Origin of the sequence: Pseudomonas sp. W2Aug9, assembly GCF_023127755.1 — a bacterium.
Taxonomy (GTDB): domain Bacteria; phylum Pseudomonadota; class Gammaproteobacteria; order Pseudomonadales; family Pseudomonadaceae; genus Aquipseudomonas; species Aquipseudomonas synxantha_A.
Genome location: NZ_SPKL01000037.1, coordinates 77,048 through 91,980, shown reverse-complemented (window position 1 = coordinate 91,980; position 14,933 = coordinate 77,048). Strand labels below are relative to the sequence as shown.

At 60.2% G+C, this 14,933-nt stretch carries 18 protein-coding genes; 10 read left to right on the top strand and 8 right to left on the bottom strand.

Annotated elements, in window-relative coordinates; translation table 11 throughout:
* Positions 1-314: 314 nt before the first annotated feature.
* Together E3O56_RS24995 and hmpA are read right to left on the bottom strand one after the other, a co-directional pair.
* The gene (locus E3O56_RS24995; protein ID WP_032879561.1) at positions 315-821 is read right to left on the bottom strand and encodes a disulfide bond formation protein B; all 507 of its coding nucleotides are present in this window, start codon (positions 819-821) and stop codon (positions 315-317) included.
* Positions 822-1,042: 221 nt separating this feature from the next.
* Positions 1,043-2,224: an NO-inducible flavohemoprotein gene (gene hmpA, locus E3O56_RS24990; protein WP_032879559.1), complete on the bottom strand. Its 1,182-nt coding sequence runs from the start codon at positions 2,222-2,224 to the stop codon at positions 1,043-1,045.
* Between the two features lie 147 nt (positions 2,225-2,371).
* Here hmpA and norR point away from each other — a divergent pair, with 147 nt between their 5' ends.
* Positions 2,372-3,916 carry a nitric oxide reductase transcriptional regulator NorR gene (gene norR / locus E3O56_RS24985; protein WP_078822271.1) on the top strand — a complete coding sequence of 515 codons (1,545 nt, stop codon included), beginning with the start codon at positions 2,372-2,374 and terminating at the stop codon, positions 3,914-3,916.
* 14 nt (positions 3,917-3,930) lie between these two features.
* Here norR and E3O56_RS24980 read toward each other — a convergent pair whose 3' ends face one another.
* Positions 3,931-4,833, bottom strand: coding sequence for a DMT family transporter (locus E3O56_RS24980; RefSeq protein WP_248129139.1), 903 nt, complete (start codon positions 4,831-4,833; stop codon positions 3,931-3,933).
* Positions 4,834-4,969: 136 nt separating this feature from the next.
* On the opposite strand from E3O56_RS24980, the gene E3O56_RS24975 reads away from it, so the two are divergent.
* Positions 4,970-5,845 (top strand): AraC family transcriptional regulator, encoded by an 876-nt coding sequence (locus E3O56_RS24975; protein ID WP_248129202.1) that lies wholly within the window; start codon positions 4,970-4,972, stop codon positions 5,843-5,845.
* Positions 5,846-6,248: 403 nt separating this feature from the next.
* Here E3O56_RS24975 and E3O56_RS24970 read toward each other — a convergent pair whose 3' ends face one another.
* From E3O56_RS24970 to E3O56_RS24955, 4 genes are all read right to left on the bottom strand, one after another.
* Complete coding sequence (locus tag E3O56_RS24970; RefSeq protein WP_248129138.1) at positions 6,249-7,160, bottom strand: SDR family oxidoreductase; 912 nt, start codon at positions 7,158-7,160, stop codon at positions 6,249-6,251.
* A 130-nt stretch (positions 7,161-7,290) separates the two neighbouring features.
* The gene (locus E3O56_RS24965; protein WP_032879552.1) at positions 7,291-8,193 is read right to left on the bottom strand and encodes an alpha/beta hydrolase; all 903 of its coding nucleotides are present in this window, start codon (positions 8,191-8,193) and stop codon (positions 7,291-7,293) included.
* On the bottom strand, positions 8,193-8,975 hold the full coding sequence (locus tag E3O56_RS24960) for a class II aldolase/adducin family protein (RefSeq protein WP_005791271.1): 783 nt from the start codon (positions 8,973-8,975) through the stop codon (positions 8,193-8,195). Before E3O56_RS24960 ends, E3O56_RS24965 begins: the two co-directional genes overlap by 1 nt.
* Before the next feature lie 145 nt (positions 8,976-9,120).
* On the bottom strand, positions 9,121-9,576 hold the full coding sequence (locus E3O56_RS24955) for a flavodoxin (RefSeq protein WP_032879551.1): 456 nt from the start codon (positions 9,574-9,576) through the stop codon (positions 9,121-9,123).
* Between the two features lie 129 nt (positions 9,577-9,705).
* On the opposite strand from E3O56_RS24955, the gene E3O56_RS24950 reads away from it, so the two are divergent.
* Positions 9,706-10,173, top strand: a complete 468-nt coding sequence (locus tag E3O56_RS24950; RefSeq protein ID WP_032879550.1) for a PAS domain-containing protein — start codon at positions 9,706-9,708, stop codon at positions 10,171-10,173.
* Positions 10,174-10,231: 58 nt separating this feature from the next.
* The gene (locus E3O56_RS24945) at positions 10,232-10,837 is read left to right on the top strand and encodes a hypothetical protein (RefSeq protein ID WP_032879549.1); all 606 of its coding nucleotides are present in this window, start codon (positions 10,232-10,234) and stop codon (positions 10,835-10,837) included.
* Between the two features lie 2 nt (positions 10,838-10,839).
* Here E3O56_RS24945 and E3O56_RS24940 read toward each other — a convergent pair whose 3' ends face one another.
* On the bottom strand, positions 10,840-11,796 hold the full coding sequence (locus tag E3O56_RS24940; RefSeq protein WP_032879548.1) for a MerR family transcriptional regulator: 957 nt from the start codon (positions 11,794-11,796) through the stop codon (positions 10,840-10,842).
* A 212-nt stretch (positions 11,797-12,008) separates the two neighbouring features.
* Between E3O56_RS24940 and E3O56_RS24935 the strand changes: the two genes are divergently transcribed.
* Genes E3O56_RS24935 through E3O56_RS24910 form a run of 6 tightly spaced genes read left to right on the top strand, consistent with a single transcriptional unit; the run spans position 12,009 to position 14,933 of the window.
* Entirely contained in the window at positions 12,009-12,566 is a 558-nt protein-coding gene (locus E3O56_RS24935; protein ID WP_032879547.1) for an antibiotic biosynthesis monooxygenase, read from the top strand.
* A 58-nt stretch (positions 12,567-12,624) separates the two neighbouring features.
* Positions 12,625-13,332 carry a dihydromonapterin reductase gene (folM, locus tag E3O56_RS24930; protein ID WP_164699563.1) on the top strand — a complete coding sequence of 236 codons (708 nt, stop codon included), beginning with the start codon at positions 12,625-12,627 and terminating at the stop codon, positions 13,330-13,332.
* A 20-nt stretch (positions 13,333-13,352) separates the two neighbouring features.
* Positions 13,353-13,913, top strand: a complete 561-nt coding sequence (gene folE / locus E3O56_RS24925; RefSeq protein ID WP_005791285.1) for a GTP cyclohydrolase I FolE — start codon at positions 13,353-13,355, stop codon at positions 13,911-13,913.
* A gap of 2 nt (positions 13,914-13,915) precedes the next feature.
* Positions 13,916-14,287: a dihydroneopterin triphosphate 2'-epimerase gene (gene folX / locus E3O56_RS24920; RefSeq protein WP_032857710.1), complete on the top strand. Its 372-nt coding sequence runs from the start codon at positions 13,916-13,918 to the stop codon at positions 14,285-14,287.
* A 15-nt stretch (positions 14,288-14,302) separates the two neighbouring features.
* On the top strand, positions 14,303-14,599 hold the full coding sequence (locus E3O56_RS24915; protein WP_148852674.1) for a DUF1244 domain-containing protein: 297 nt from the start codon (positions 14,303-14,305) through the stop codon (positions 14,597-14,599).
* Positions 14,592-14,933 (top strand): HopJ type III effector protein, encoded by a 342-nt coding sequence (locus E3O56_RS24910; protein ID WP_148852675.1) that lies wholly within the window; start codon positions 14,592-14,594, stop codon positions 14,931-14,933. The genes E3O56_RS24915 and E3O56_RS24910 overlap by 8 nt, the downstream gene beginning before the upstream one ends.

The following is a 14,933-nucleotide window of genomic DNA, read 5'->3' as shown; positions in this document are numbered from 1 at the left end:
AGCCTGTAAGGGCATGACCAATGGATGCAAGTGCCCATAAACCAAGGGATTCGCAGATCCATCAAGCTCTCCAGACTCGCGCCCGTCACGGCACGGCCAGGCCCACGAACTGACAGCACAATTTGTGCGCCGGGTGCAAATTTAAGGGTCGATTCGGCGGGTCAGAAACGTCCTGCGACAGCGTCCGTGTGACAACATGTCGCACGCTGCGCGCACCTTAAGTTGCCCCTCGTCACAGCGCTTTCACAAATCCCTACAAACCAAAACGCTCCGGCCTACTCAAGAAGGCCGGAGCGTTTTGTCGCTGCGAGGGGTCAGGCTTTGGGATGACGGTTGCGGTAGATACACAGGGGTACCAGGACCACTGTCAGCACGAACGCCACCAGCGCCCATTGGGCCAGGGACAGGCCGAGGATCGGCGGGTAAGGGGTGCTGCAGAAACCATCGACCTGGAACCCCAGGGGAAACACTTTGGCCAGGGGCAGATCATCGACGATCGGTTGCAACACATCGATGCCGCAGCTGACCTGAGGAAAGAACTGGGTGTACACATGGTGGCCGGCGGCGGCCACGCCGCCCAAGGCGCTGAGCACCACCAACCCTTCAAAGAAGGTCACCGCGCCTTTGGTGCGCATGGCGGCACCGATAAACGCGAAGACCGCAATCAGCAGCAAGGCATAGCGTTGCAGGATACACAGCGGGCACGGCGCTTCGCCCAGCACCACTTGCATGTACAGCGCGCCGCCAATCAGCGCCAGGCAGATAATGCCCAGCAACACCAGAAAGCGCCGCTCCCTGCCCAAACGCATGTCGTCAATCATCCCCGTCTTTCCCTTTCTCTGATTATGGTTGTGCCTGATGGCAACAAGTTTACACACAGGCAGTGGTTAAAACAGAGAGGGGTTAACAGCGGATTAATCATGGTAAATGTAGTGATTATGCGGACGCCACCGCGGGCAAGCCCGGCTCCCACAGAGAACGCATTCCAATGTGGGAGCCGGGCTTGCCCGCGATGATGCCGATACGGTCAATGGGCTAAAATCTATTCAAGCGCCGCCGCCGGGCCGAAGAACTCATAGCGAGCCTGCTTATCCGGCACACCCAGGGCCTTGAGGTGACGCTTGATCGCCGCCATGAAGCCCTTGGGCCCCAGGAAGTACGCATCGATATCACGGTCTTCGGGCAACCAGGCCGCCAGTTGCTCCTGATTGAGCATCCCGATCTTGTCCGCCGCCGGGCTGATACCGTCATCCTCGGCGTAGCAGTAGAAGCGCTTGAGCTGCGGGTGCTTGGCCGCCAGGGTGTCCACCCAGTCACGGAACGCATGCACCCCGCCATTACGCGCACAGTGAATAAAGTGCACCGGCCGCTCGCTCGCCAGGGCTGCTTCGAGCATCGGCAGGGTTGGCGTAATGCCCACCCCGCCGCTGATCAGCACCAGCGGCTTATCGCTGGCAGCCAGGGTGAACTCGCCCGACGGTGGAAACAGGTCAACCGTCGCGCCAACGTGCATCTGGTCATGCAGGTAGTTGGACACTCGCCCGCCGGCTTCGCGCTTGACGCTGATGCGGTACATGCCGGTATCGGTGAGGGCCGACAGGGAATAGTTGCGACGCACCTCTTCGCCGTCGAGGACCAACTTCAGGCCGATGTACTGGCCGGGCTCGGCAGCCAGGATCGGGCCATTGTCCACTGGGGCAAAATAGAAGGAGATGATCTCGTCACTCTCCTCCACGCGCTTGACCAACAGGAATGGTCGCGCCCCCCGCCAGCCGCCGGGCGCCTGGGCTTTTTCGTCGTAGATGGCCGCTTCGGCACCGATCAAAATGTCCGCCAACTGGCCGTAGGCCGCGCCCCAGGCACTCATCACCTCAGGGGTGGCAATCTCGCTGCCCAGCACTTCGGAAATAGCCCGCAGCAAGCAGGCACCCACAATCGGGTAATGCTCCGGCAGGATCTGCAAGGCCACGTGCTTGTTGATGATCTTGGCCACCAGGTCACCCAACTGGTCCAACTGGTCGATATGCCGCGCATACATCAGCACGCCATTGGCCAAGGCCCGGGGCTGGTCGCCGCTGGCCTGGTGGGCCTGGTTGAACAGCGGGCGGACTTCGGGATACTCGGACAGCATCATGCGGTAGAAGTGGGTAATCAGTGCTTCGCCGCCGCTTTCCAGCAGGGGCACAGTGGATTTGACGATGGCACGGTCTTGGGCACTTAGCATGGCAGACTCCTGGGTCTTTTTACTCATTACCTTTAGGCAGTCAGTATTCGTGCCAACTAATAAATTCTTAATTTTCAACAGCTTAAATATTTTGTAGTCAATATGACTTCTTACGCTTTATAGTCATATCGACTACAAGGAGTCATTATGACTGCAAAATCGCTGCTCACCGCCCTGCTGCCGCTGGTCGCCGACCTGTCCCGCGAATTGCCCGAAGGCGAGCGCTACCGCCGCCTGCTGCAAGCCATGCGCGCCCTGCTGCCGTGTGATGCCGCCGCGCTGCTGCGCCTGGATGGCGAATGGCTGGTGCCGCTGGCGGTGGATGGCTTGAGCGCCGATACCCTGGGCCGCCGTTTCAAGATCAGCGAACACCCGCGCTTTGAAATATTGCTCAGCAGCCCCGGCCCTACCCGCTTCGACAGCGACAGCCAATTGCCCGACCCCTATGACGGCTTGGTCGCTGGCTTGCACGGCCACCTTGAAGTCCACGACTGCATGGGCTGCCCGCTGTTTATCGACGACCAGCCCTGGGGCCTGCTGACCCTTGACGCCCTCGACAACGAACGCTTTGAACGGGTCGAACTGGACGCGCTGCAAGCCTTCGCCAGCCTGGCCGCGGCCACGGTCAATGTGGCTGAACGCATTGAGCGCCTGGCGCTACGGGCCGAGGACGAGCACCAGCGCGCCGAAATCTATCGCCAGGCCAGCGGTCAGCAGCACAAGGAAATGATCGGCCAGAGCAAAGCGCACAAACGGCTGGTCGAGGAAATCAAGCTGGTGGGCGGCAGCGACCTGACCGTGCTGATCACCGGCGAAACCGGGGTCGGCAAGGAACTGGTGGCCCAGGCGATCCATGCCGCGTCATCGCGTGCCGACAAGCCGATGATCAGCCTCAATTGCGCCGCGCTACCGGAAACCCTGGTAGAGAGCGAGCTGTTCGGCCATGTGCGCGGTGCTTTCACCGGCGCGTTGAATGAGCGACGGGGCAAATTCGAACTGGCCAACGGCGGCACGTTGTTTCTGGACGAAGTGGGTGAACTGTCATTGAGCGTGCAGGCCAAGCTGCTGCGCGTACTGCAAAGCGGCCAGTTGCAGCGCCTGGGCTCGGACAAGGAACACCAGGTGGACGTGCGCCTGATTGCCGCCACCAACCGCGACCTTGCCGAAGAGGTGCGCAATAGCCGCTACCGCGCCGATTTCTACCATCGCCTGAGCGTGTACCCGCTGCAAGTGCCGGCGCTGCGTGAGCGCGGACGGGATGTGCTGCTATTGGCAGGCTTTTTCCTCGAACAGAACCGGTCGCGCATGGGCCTGGGTAGCTTGCGCCTGACCAGTGACGCCCAGGCGGCGCTGCTGGCTTACAACTGGCCGGGCAATGTGCGCGAACTGGAACACCTGATCGGACGTAGCGCGCTCAAAGCCTTGGGCAACTGTCGCGAACGCCCGAAGATTCTCAGCCTGAGCGCCCAGGACCTGGACTTGCCTGACATCAGTGCAGCGGTGATTGATGTACCAGTGCAAGCCGCGCCCATCGCCACTGGCGACCTGCGCCAGGCCACCGAGCACTATCAGCGCCAGATCATCAGCGCCTGTCTGGAACGTCATCAGCACAACTGGGCCGGCGCCGCCCGCGAACTGGGCCTGGACCGCGCCAACCTTGGGCGCATGGCCAAGCGCCTGGGCCTGAAATAGACCAGGCAACTCGGTTAAATGTGTTTCGCTTGGAAAACCGGGTTTACCGGTTTGGGTTTACGAAACACCAATACATTCCCCAACATCACCAGCACCAGCCCCACCAACGCCGGCGCCGTCCACTGGTAGCCCTCGGCGAATGCAGACACATTCAACGCCACCACCGGAAACAGCACGGTGCAATATGCCGCTTTTTCCGGCCCCATGCGGCCGACCAGGGTGAGGTAGGCGGTAAACCCAATCACCGAGCCCGGGATCACCAGGTACCACAGCGCACTGATATACCGTGCGCTCCAGTCCATCTCGAAGGGAATGCCACGCACTGCGCAATAGGTCGCCAACATGGCTGCCCCATAGGCCATGCCCCAGGCATTGGTGGTCAACGGTTTGAGCCCGGCCTTCTGTTGCAGGCTCGACAGCATATTGCCCGCCGAAAAACACAGCGTTCCCAGCAGCGCCAGGCCCAGCCCGAGTAAGGTCTGCGGGCTGGCGGTATGCCCGGCCAGTTCCGGCCAGAACAGAAAGCCCAGGCCCAGCAGCCCCAGCGCGCCGCCCGTCAATACGTTACGTGCAACCCGCTGGCCGAAAAACACCCGGGCATTCAGGGCATTCCACAAGGTCGCCGTGGAAAACACCACGGCGACCAGGCCACTGGGGATCCACTGGCTGGCGGTGAGAAAGCACATGAAGTTGACGCAGAAAAGGCACAGCCCTTGGGCCAGGCAAATCAGGTGCCCGCGGCGGTTCATCACCTGCAATTTGCGGCTGAGCAGCAACAGCGCGAACAGCACCAGCGCCGCCAGGCCGAAGCGATAGACAATCGACACGGGAATCGCCACCACGCCCAGTTGCCATTTGAGCGCGATCCAGGTGGTACCCCAAATCAGCACCGTGAGTAAGTACAAGAAGAGGTTCATAGCAGGCTCCGACGATTGAGCCACAGTGTTGCGGTTAATCGCCCTGAGGTTCTTGCACATTCTTGCGCTTTTGTCGGGTGACGGGCTCACAGCGCTCGCCGCCGGGAGTAGGATGCAAGGCGTCGGAGAACACACCATGCCAGAGCTGGAATCGCTGCACGTCTTTCAATCCCTCAACCGCTCGCCCCACGCACGCCTGGAAGCCTGCGCCGAGCTCGGTGACGGTTTGTCTGCGGCCGTGTGGAGCAACCACCACGATGCCCAGGACTATCAGGCGCCCAGCCATCACACCTTGTCCTGCTATATCGGCGGCGGCACGGGCACCTTTCGTCGCGACCGGCCGGGTACCAAGGGCGGCCCCGACAAATTGTGCATTCTGCCGGCCGAGCACCAGTCGGCGTGGGTGATCAATGGCGAGATTCGCCTGGCCCACGTGTATTTCAGCCCGGAGCAATTTGCCCTCGGCTGCGTCACCCTGCTGGACCGCGAGCCGCGGGAATTGCAGTTGCGTGAGACGACCTTCCTTGAAGACGCCCGCCAGGCCCGGCGCTTTCACCAGCTGATTAGCCTCAACTGGCTCGAACCCGCAGAGCGCTTGCTGACCAGCAGCCTGGCCCATGAGTTGCTCAGCCACACCCTGCTCAACCAGGTCGGCATACGCGAGGGCCTGCGCCTCAAAGGCGGGCTGGCGGCGCACCAACGGCGGCGTCTGGTGGAGTACATCGACCACCATGTCGAAGACCCCATCAGCCTCGGCCAGTTGGCATCGATGTGCGCGCTGTCGGAATACCATTTCGCCCGGATGTTCCGTCAGAGTTTCGGCGTGCCGCCCCATCAATACCTGCTGGCACGCCGTCTGGCGCGGGCGAAGACCCTGCTGCGCAGCAGCACGCTGCCCCTGGGTGAGGTGGCTTTGAGGTGCGGTTTTTCCAGCGCCAGCCATTTCAACCAGCGCTTTCGCCAAGCCTTGGGGGCCACCCCGGGCGAATACCGCCAGGCATTACGCGCCTAGGCCATCAAGCCCAGCGTCGTCGCCTTGGCCACCGCCTGTGGCGTGAAGATTGCGCATGAATGGGGTGGATAGGGCGTTATCAGAAGAGTCGATGAACGCCGCACAACTGTTGCGTAATTGGTAACAGTCCTTGTCCTGAACTGCTATTACTCATTTTGTTACAAGCGACTATTCTTACCTCGCTTTCAGGGCAAATGGCCCGCTCCCTGCTGGGGGAGAACAGCAGATTTACAACGGATTGATCCCGTATTCAGTCTGTTACCGGTGTTCACTGACGTTGATTTGTCGCTCCTTGATCCAACGTCTTACTTCGGCCGCTGCTTATGCAGCGGCCTTTTTTATGCCTGAAATAAAAAGGGGCGTCATCGACGCCCCGCGAGATTCAGTGATGTTCCGGCAATGATCAGAGGCTGAACTTCTGCAAGTTGGCCATCATCTCCTTCAATGCCTCAATGTTGTCCTTGGGATGTGCAGCCCCTTCGAAATCACAGATCTGCTGCCAATGCGCCGCCACGTCGTCCGGCGAGAAGCCCGCTTCGGGATCAAACCCCACCCCCAGGCTGCGCTCCCAACGGGTCTTGCCGATCCAGCCGCCACCCACTTCGAACAACCCTGAAGTTTCCTGGCAGGCTTCACTGCCCAAATACACCACCAACGGGCTGACCAGTTCCGGCTTGAGCCGCTCGAATACCTGGGGCGGGATCAGCCCTTCGGTCATGCGCGTACCGCCGGTAGGGGCGATGGCGTTGACCAGGATATTGTTCTTGCGCCCTTCCAGCGCCAGGGTGCGGGTCAACCCATACAGGCCCAACTTGGCCATGCCGTAATTGGACTGGCCGAAGTTGCCGTAGATGCCTGACGTGGAGGCGGTGAAGATCACCCGGCCATAACCTTGCTCGCGCAGATGGGGCCAGGCGGCACGCGTAACCTTGTAGGCGCCTTCGACATGCACCCGGTAAACCAGATCCCAGTCGCTGTCGTCCATCTTGTGGAAAGTCTTGTCGCGCAGGATCCCGGCGTTGTTGACTACCACGTCGATCCGGCCGAAGACATCCAGAGCGTTCTGTACGATCTTGTCACCGTCGGTGACCGAGTCATGGTTGGCCTCGGCAATGCCGCCTGCCGCGCGAATCTCTGCTACCACCCGGTCGGCCGCCGAGGCGTTGGCGCCCTCGCCCTGGGTGGAGCCACCCAGGTCATTGACCAGCACTTTGGCTCCGTGCCTGGCGAACAGCAGTGCATGAGCACGGCCCAGGCCACCGCCGGCACCGGTGACGATCACGACCTTATCCTGGAACTGCACTGATTCACTCATACCGAACTCCGCTGGCGACAATGGGAATAGGCAGAGTGTCACGCACAGCGCCTTTGGTCACAATAAAGACGGCCGAGGCTGAATGGTGCTCGATAAGGCAGCAGGATGATACCCGCTGGAGAAGCCAGGCTCAGGAATAGACCGCTTGCGGCGAAGGCTGGCCGATGCGATCACGAAAGGCCTGGTAATGCCTGAGCACCTGCACCGGCGCCTCGATCTGCGGGTAATGGCCGATATCGGCCAGCAATACCGTGTCGGCGTGGGGCACCAGTTGCTCAAAGCGCTCGACCATATGGCCGCCGGAAATCGGGTCCACCTCGCCGTCGATCACCCGCATCGGCACGCTGCCGTGCTGCATGGCGGCCACCCAGCGATCACGCAGGCGTCGACGCTGGGGAATGTAGGCGATCAGTTTGTGCAGGATACGCGGCCCGTCATTGCAACTGATCAAACTCCAGAAATCATCCAGAGCGCTTTCACTGGGCCGCGTTCGCGGGCCGAATATCTGGCTGAAACTGCTGGCCAGGGCATTGCGCCCGTAAGCCCGGCCGATCATCCAGCCCAACGGGCTGAGCAATAACTTTTGCACCAGGGTGGGACGGTGGGTTTCCGGGAACAGCCCGCCGTTGAGAAAGACGCAACTGGCCATCTGGAACCGGCCTTCGTAATGCCGGGCAAGTAACTCCTGGGCGACGCTGTCGCCGTAGTCATGGGCCAATACATGCACCGGCTGCTCCACTCCCAGGTGTTCAAGCAACGCCTGTTGCAAGTCGGCTTGCTCCAACAGGCAATAGTCGTGGTTCAGGGGCTTGGCCGAGTCACCAAAACCGAGCATGTCGCAGGCAATCACCAGATTGCGCTGGGCCAGGGGCTGCCACAGGTAATGCCAATCCCAACTGGCGGTGGGGAAGCCATGAATAAGCAGCAGAGGCGTGCCCTGCCCGGCCACCCAGTAACGCAGGGTACGGCCACGAAAGACGAAGTCCTGGCCGCGTTTGCGCCAGGCTCTGAGCGGTATCTCGGCGAGTGGCATCAGCTTTTATACCCGGGGTTCTGGTGGTCCAATTTGCGCAGCAGCGCCGGCCAGGCCAGCGCACCTCCCATACCTTGGGCGCTTTTTGTGACAGCTGCCACCATCGCCTTGGCGCCAGCCAGGATTTGCGGCTCGATGGCAATCAGCTGCGCTGCGCCGTTTTGCGCCAGCACCTGGATCTCGCAGGCGCGCTGGAAGGTGAACATCATCAGGAAGGTATCGGCGATGGTGCCAGCACAGGTCAGCAAGCCGTGGTTATGCAGCATGAGGAAATTGTTTTGCCCAAGGTCCGCCTGCAAACGGGCTTTTTCCTCATGGTTCAGTGCTACGCCTTCGTAGGCGTGATAGCCGAGGCTGGACAACACAAACAGCGACTGCTGACTGATGGGCAATACGCCTTGCTTTTGTGCGCAAACCGCCACACCGGCAGCGGTGTGGGTATGCAACACGCAGGTCACGTCATGACGCACTTCGTGGATGGCGCTGTGGATGGTATAGCCCGCGGGGTTGATCTCGTAGGGGCTGTCCATTTGCTTGTTGCCGGCCTGGTCAACCTTGACCAGGCTTGAGGCCGTGATTTCGTGGAACATCAGCCCATAAGGGTTGATCAGGAAATCTTCCGTGCCCGGCACCTTGGCCGAAATATGCGTGAAGATCAGATCATCCCAACCATGCATCGCCACCAGGCGATAACAGGCCGCCAGGTCAACGCGGGTTTGCCATTCGGCAGCACTGACCTGGGCTTTGATGTTTTCTGGCGATGATGCAGGGGCTAGGCTCACGGCAACGTCCTCCTTGGCGCACTTGTTATTGTGTCTAAGTGAGAGCCAGTCTAGTCAGACGCCGTTGCACAAGGAGTTGCCTTCGCAGCCAGCTTGATGACTGAGCGAGTCAGCCAAGAGAATAGTACAACGGCCGCCCCTTCGCTCAACCGCGCAGCGCGACGACCAGTTCAGCCAGCCAAGGCTCGGCGTCGGCTTCCGGGGTCACGCTTTCGCTGGCGTCCAGGCGCAGCATCGGCAGCACTTCACGCACGCCCAACTCGCCGAACAGTTCGCGCATTTGCTCGCCGCCACCGCAGAACGTATCGCCATAGCTGGCGTCACCCAGGCCGATGACCGCGCCCGGCAGCCCGCGCCAGGCGGCGGGGAGTTGGTCGCGAATGCTTGAGTACAGCAGTTGCAGATTATCGGGCAACTCGCCCATGCCGGTGGTCGAGGTCACCGCAAGGAACGCATCGGGAGCAAACGCCTGCACCTCGCCCAGGCTGGCGCGAGGGTTGTGCCAGGCTTCAAAACCGGCGTCCTTGAGGATTTTTTCCGCATGGCGAGCGACTTCTTCAGCCGTACCGTAGACCGAGCCGGAAAGGATGGCGACTTTCATCAATCTGATCCTGTAGTTGAGTCAAAGCCTGGGATATTAGCAGTCTGTGCCGATAATTCAGCGCGCAGCGTGCAAGAATCAAGACTTGCCTTAAACTTGCACCGTCAAACACAAGCCATGGACCGCTCAATGATTAACGCCAAGCTGCTGCAAATGGTCGTCAATGCCTCAAACGATGGGATCGTCGTTGCCGAGCGTGAGGGCAAGGACAAACCGCTGATCTACGTCAACCCTGCGTTCGAACGCCTGACCGGCTACACCCTGGACGAGATCCTTTATCAGGACTGCCGCTTCCTCCAGTCCGGTGACCGTGACCAGCCGGCACTGATGGCCATTCGTGAAGCCCTCGACAACGGCGGCGCATGTCGCGAGATCCTGCGTAACTACCGCAAGGACGGCACTCACTTCTGGAATGAGCTGTCACTTTCGACGGTGTACAACGAGGCGGACAGGCAAACGTATTTCGTCGGTGTGCAAAAAGACGTCACCACTCAAGTCAAGGCGCAGCAACGCGTCGCCCAGTTGGAAACGCAGTTGGCCGAGCTTAAAAACGAGCTCGCGGCGCTCAAGGCGACGAGTGGAATTAACAAACTGTAAAAAACCCAGTCTTTAGAGCGATAATGGCTTTTTAATGCCTCAGCCTTGAGCTAGATCAATGCACCGCGACACGCTTTTGACGCAGGACGAACTGGACTTTATCCAGGACATGCAGCACAACCCGCAGCTCAATCTGCGGGATGCGTGGTCGAGCCTGACGGTTAATGGCGGCGCGCAGATTCGTGATTTGCTCACGCGGCTGGCCGCTCACGACCAAGTCACCATCCAGGCCCAGTTCGACAACCAGCAGCTCACCTTCCCCCTGCGCTTGGTGGAAGATGAGTTTCATGCGGTGCATCTGCGCCTGGGCGTGCCGAGCATTTTCGAAGACGGGCCGATGATCCGCCCGTGGCGCCTGGCCCTTGAAGCGCCCGTGGCGTTGGAAAACGTCAAGGGCTACCCCAGTGCATTGTGGGTGCACGAAGTATCATTCAAGGGTGTACTGGTAGAAGTGCGCGGCCGGGCGAAACCGCCCAAGACCTTTTCCCTGTGGTTCAGCCCTTCCGGCTACGAACGTATCGCGCTTCGCGGCACGCTGGAGCGGGAAACTGCCCGAGGCCTGTTCGCTTACCGCCTGAGCCAGAGTGATGCAGATGAGACCGAGCGCCTGCGCCAGTTCATTCTGCACCAGCACCGCCTGGTTCATCCCCACGTGCACGCCTGAGTTCAGGTATCCAGGTGACCACTGAGAAACTGCTGCAAGCGGCGCTGCATCAAACGTCCGTCATTGCCCAGGCAACCTATCGATGAGCCTGCCAGGCTGTGCTCGGCGAGGTCCGAGGCATCGCCAGCCAACAGCAACGGGCAATTGAGCGTCAATGCCAGGCGACTGAGCCGCGAAGGCAGTTCTGCACCGGGAGAATGGTTGGAAAACAGCACCAGGGCTTGTGGCCGAGTTCTCTCGCAGACCAGCGTCAACTCATCGAGCGGTTGGCCAACACCCAGGACTTTTACCGCGAGCTTGTCGCTGGATATCAATAAACCCGCGACCAATAGTTCCAGCTCACGACACTCGCCGGCAATGGCGGCCAGCAACACCCTCGGTGCCGGTGAAGCACACGCCAATTGCAGCCGTTGAGCGGTGCGCGAACGCAGGAAGTTGTCGAAAAACAGCCATTCGCTGGCTTGGCCAAAACGCCCCTGGTGACGCAGCAGTTGCTGCCAGAGGGGCATCATGATGTCCTGAAATACGACGGTGGTTGAATAAGCGCTGAAGATTTGTCCGTACAACTGCCCCAGTTCACGATCATCAAAAGCGCTGATGGCCACCCGCAGTTGCGCCTGCCACTGCTGCCATTCCAGTTCGATATCGCTGCGTGACGCCGTGGCCAGCTCGCCGGGCCGTTGATCACGCGCCAGGATCTTGCCCACTTTGCTCACCGCTACGCCGCGTTCGATCCAGTCAAGAATGCGATGAACCGTGTCGATATCGGTGCTTGAGTACAGCCGATGCCCACTTTCGGTGCGAACGGGCTGAATCAAGCCATAGCGACGCTCCCAGGCACGTAAAGTCACCGGGTTAACGCCTGTAAGTCTTGCCACTTCACGAATTGGAAACAGCACTTCGGGGTCAGCGTGACTATCAGGTGATGCTTCAAGAGACGGAGCAATGATTTGGGGCATCAGCTGTCAGCAATATCCATATGGATTTGTATCTTATTTAACGCCCATTGATGCCCATGATTCAAGATCTACGGCGATCCATCCGAAGTTTCTGGCGTATTTCGGCAAAACAGGAATAATCCTTGCCTGTTTTTTACGTCGCTGCAGCACCCCGCAGCCTCGTTCGTGCGCCGCTTACCCGGCCCAGCGCACTCGATACCTGGAGATACACCATGTCTACCTCACCCGTCACGTTGATGGTTGCGCGCCGCGTCGCCAAAGGTCGCTACGAAGAATTGATGGCTTGGCTGCGCGAAGGCGAGCAATTGGCCACTGACTTCCCGGGTTACCTGGGTTCCGGCGTACTCGCCCCGCCACCCCATGATGATGAGTTCCAGATCATCTTCCGCTTCGCCGATGAGAAAACCCTGCACGCCTGGGAATTTTCCGCCTCGCGCAGCGCCTGGCTGAGTCGCGGAAGCGAGCTGTTTGCCAACCCTTGCGAGCGTCGTGTCAGCGGTATCGATGGCTGGTTTGGTGCCGTAGGGGCACGCCCGCCGCGCTGGAAACAGGCGGTCGCGATTTGGCTGGCGTTCTTCCCGGTGTCATTGTTGTTCAACTTCGGTCTCGGCCCGCTGCTTGGCGAGTTGGACCTGTTCAGCCGTGTACTGGTCAGCACCGCCGCCCTGACGCCGCTGATGGTTTACCTCTTTATTCCGCTCTCGACGCATCTGTTGGCGAACTGGCTGCACCCCTCGCCACCGCGCAAAGTCACCGAAGCCGCCGTATGAGCACAGGGGCCGGGTCGCTGGTATAGTTTGCGTCTGCCAGCGACTTGAGCCTCCCATGATTGCAACCCACGCACCGATCCTGATCACCGGTGCCGGCCAGCGCGTCGGCCTGCATTGTGCTGAGCGCCTGTTGGATGATGGCTACTCGGTGATTTTCAGTTACCGCAGCGAACGCCCAGGTGTGCAGGCGCTACGTGAACGAGGGGCCATCGGCGTATTTGCCGACTTTTCCAGCGAAGCCGGGATTCTTGCCTTCATCGCGCAGCTGCAAACCCATACCCAAAGCCTGCGTGCGATCATCCACAATGCTTCGGCCTGGGTCGCAGAAACACCGGGCGACGAAAGCCGCGCGTTTATCGATATGTTCAGCGTACACATGCTTGCGCCGTACCTGATCAACCTGCATTGTTCACCCTTGCTGCAACGCTCGACACCTGCCGATATCGTGCACATCAGCGATGACGTGGTGCGCAAGGGCAGCCGTCAGCACATCGCCTATTGCGCCACCAAGGCCGGCCTCGACAGCCTCACGCTATCGTTTGCCGCGCAGTTCGCGCCGCTGATCAAGGTCAACGGTATCGCGCCGGCCATGGTGATGTTCAACGAAGGCGACGACGCGGCCTATCGCGCCAAGGTCCTGGCCAAGTCGGCCCTGGGCATCGAGCCCGGGCCTGAGGTGATCTACCAGAGCGTGCGTTACCTGCTGGACAACCCCTATGTCACCGGTACCACCCTGACCGTCAACGGCGGGCGGCATATCAAGTAAGCCGTTTGCGAGGATGTTGTATGACCCTTTCCCTGCCCCACCACTACCGCGAAATCCTCAAGGGCCTGGGCGAAGACCCAGAGCGCGAGGGCCTGCTCGACACGCCCAAGCGTGCCGCCAAGGCCATGCAGTACCTGTGTCATGGCTACGCGCAGAACCTGGAAGAAATCGTCAACGGCGCGCTGTTCGCCTCCGACAATGACGAGATGGTGATCCTCAAGGACATCGAGTTGTACTCGTTGTGCGAGCATCACCTGCTGCCCTTTATCGGCAAGGCGCACGTGGCCTATATTCCGACCGGCAAGGTGCTGGGCCTGTCTAAACTGGCGCGCATCGTCGACATGTTTGCCCGGCGCCTGCAGATCCAGGAAAACCTTACGCGGCAAATCGCCGACGCCATCCAGGACGTGACCCAGGCCGCCGGCGTGGCGGTGGTGATCGAAGCCAAGCACATGTGCATGATGATGCGCGGCGTGGAGAAACAGAATTCAACCATGAACACCTCAGTGATGCTCGGCGCCTTCCGCGAATCGAACACCACGCGCATGGAGTTCCTGCAATTGATTGGACGGAGCAAGTAGCAATGCCACAACTTCAACCAGGCATGGCGCGCATCCGGGTCAAAGACCTGTGCCTGCGCACTTTTATTGGCATCAACGAGGACGAAATCCTCAACAAGCAGGATGTGCTGATCAACCTGACCATCCTGTATGCCGCCCAGGACGCCGTGCGCGACAACGATATCGACCACGCTTTGAACTACCGCACCATCACCAAGGCGATCATCGCCCATGTGGAAGGCAACCGCTTCGCCCTGCTGGAGCGCCTGACCCAGGAATTGCTGGACCTGGTGATGAGCAACGAATCGGTGTTGTACGCCGAGGTGGAAGTCGACAAGCCCCACGCGCTGCGCTTTGCCGAGTCGGTTTCGATCACTCTAGCCGCCAGCCGCTGATACTAAGTGAGCCCTATGAACGACCAACAACGCCTCGAACTTGAAGCCGCCGCCTTTCGCCGATTGGTGGCCCATCTGGATAGCCGCAAGGATGTGCAGAATATCGACCTGATGAACCTCGCCGGCTTTTGCCGCAACTGCCTGTCCAAGTGGTACAAGGCCGAGGCCGATGAGCGCCAGATCCAGGTCAGCCTCGATGACGCCCGTGAAGTGGTGTACGGCATGCCGTACGCCGAGTGGAAAGCCCAATACCAGCAAGAAGCCAACGCCGACCAACAGGCCGCGTTCGCCAAAGGAAAGCCCCATGACTGATCTGAACACTCTGCGCGCCAGCCTCAACAGTGGCGAACACGTCTTTGCCGACACCCTGGCCTTTATCGCCGACGGTTACGACTACCAGCCACAAGCGTTCACCAATGGCGATGTGGAAAACGCTGCTGGGCAGAACGAAGGTTCGTGCAAGACCCTGGGTTTGGCGTTGCTGGAAGGCTTGAGCGATCAGGAAGCGTTGCTGGCGTTTGGCGAGCATTACCGGTCGGTGGTGGCGACGCCTGAGGGCAGTGACCATGGCAATATTCGGGCGTTGATTGCCCATGGGTTGGATGGGGTAAAATTTGCCGCGCAGCCCCTGGCTCGCAAATCCTGA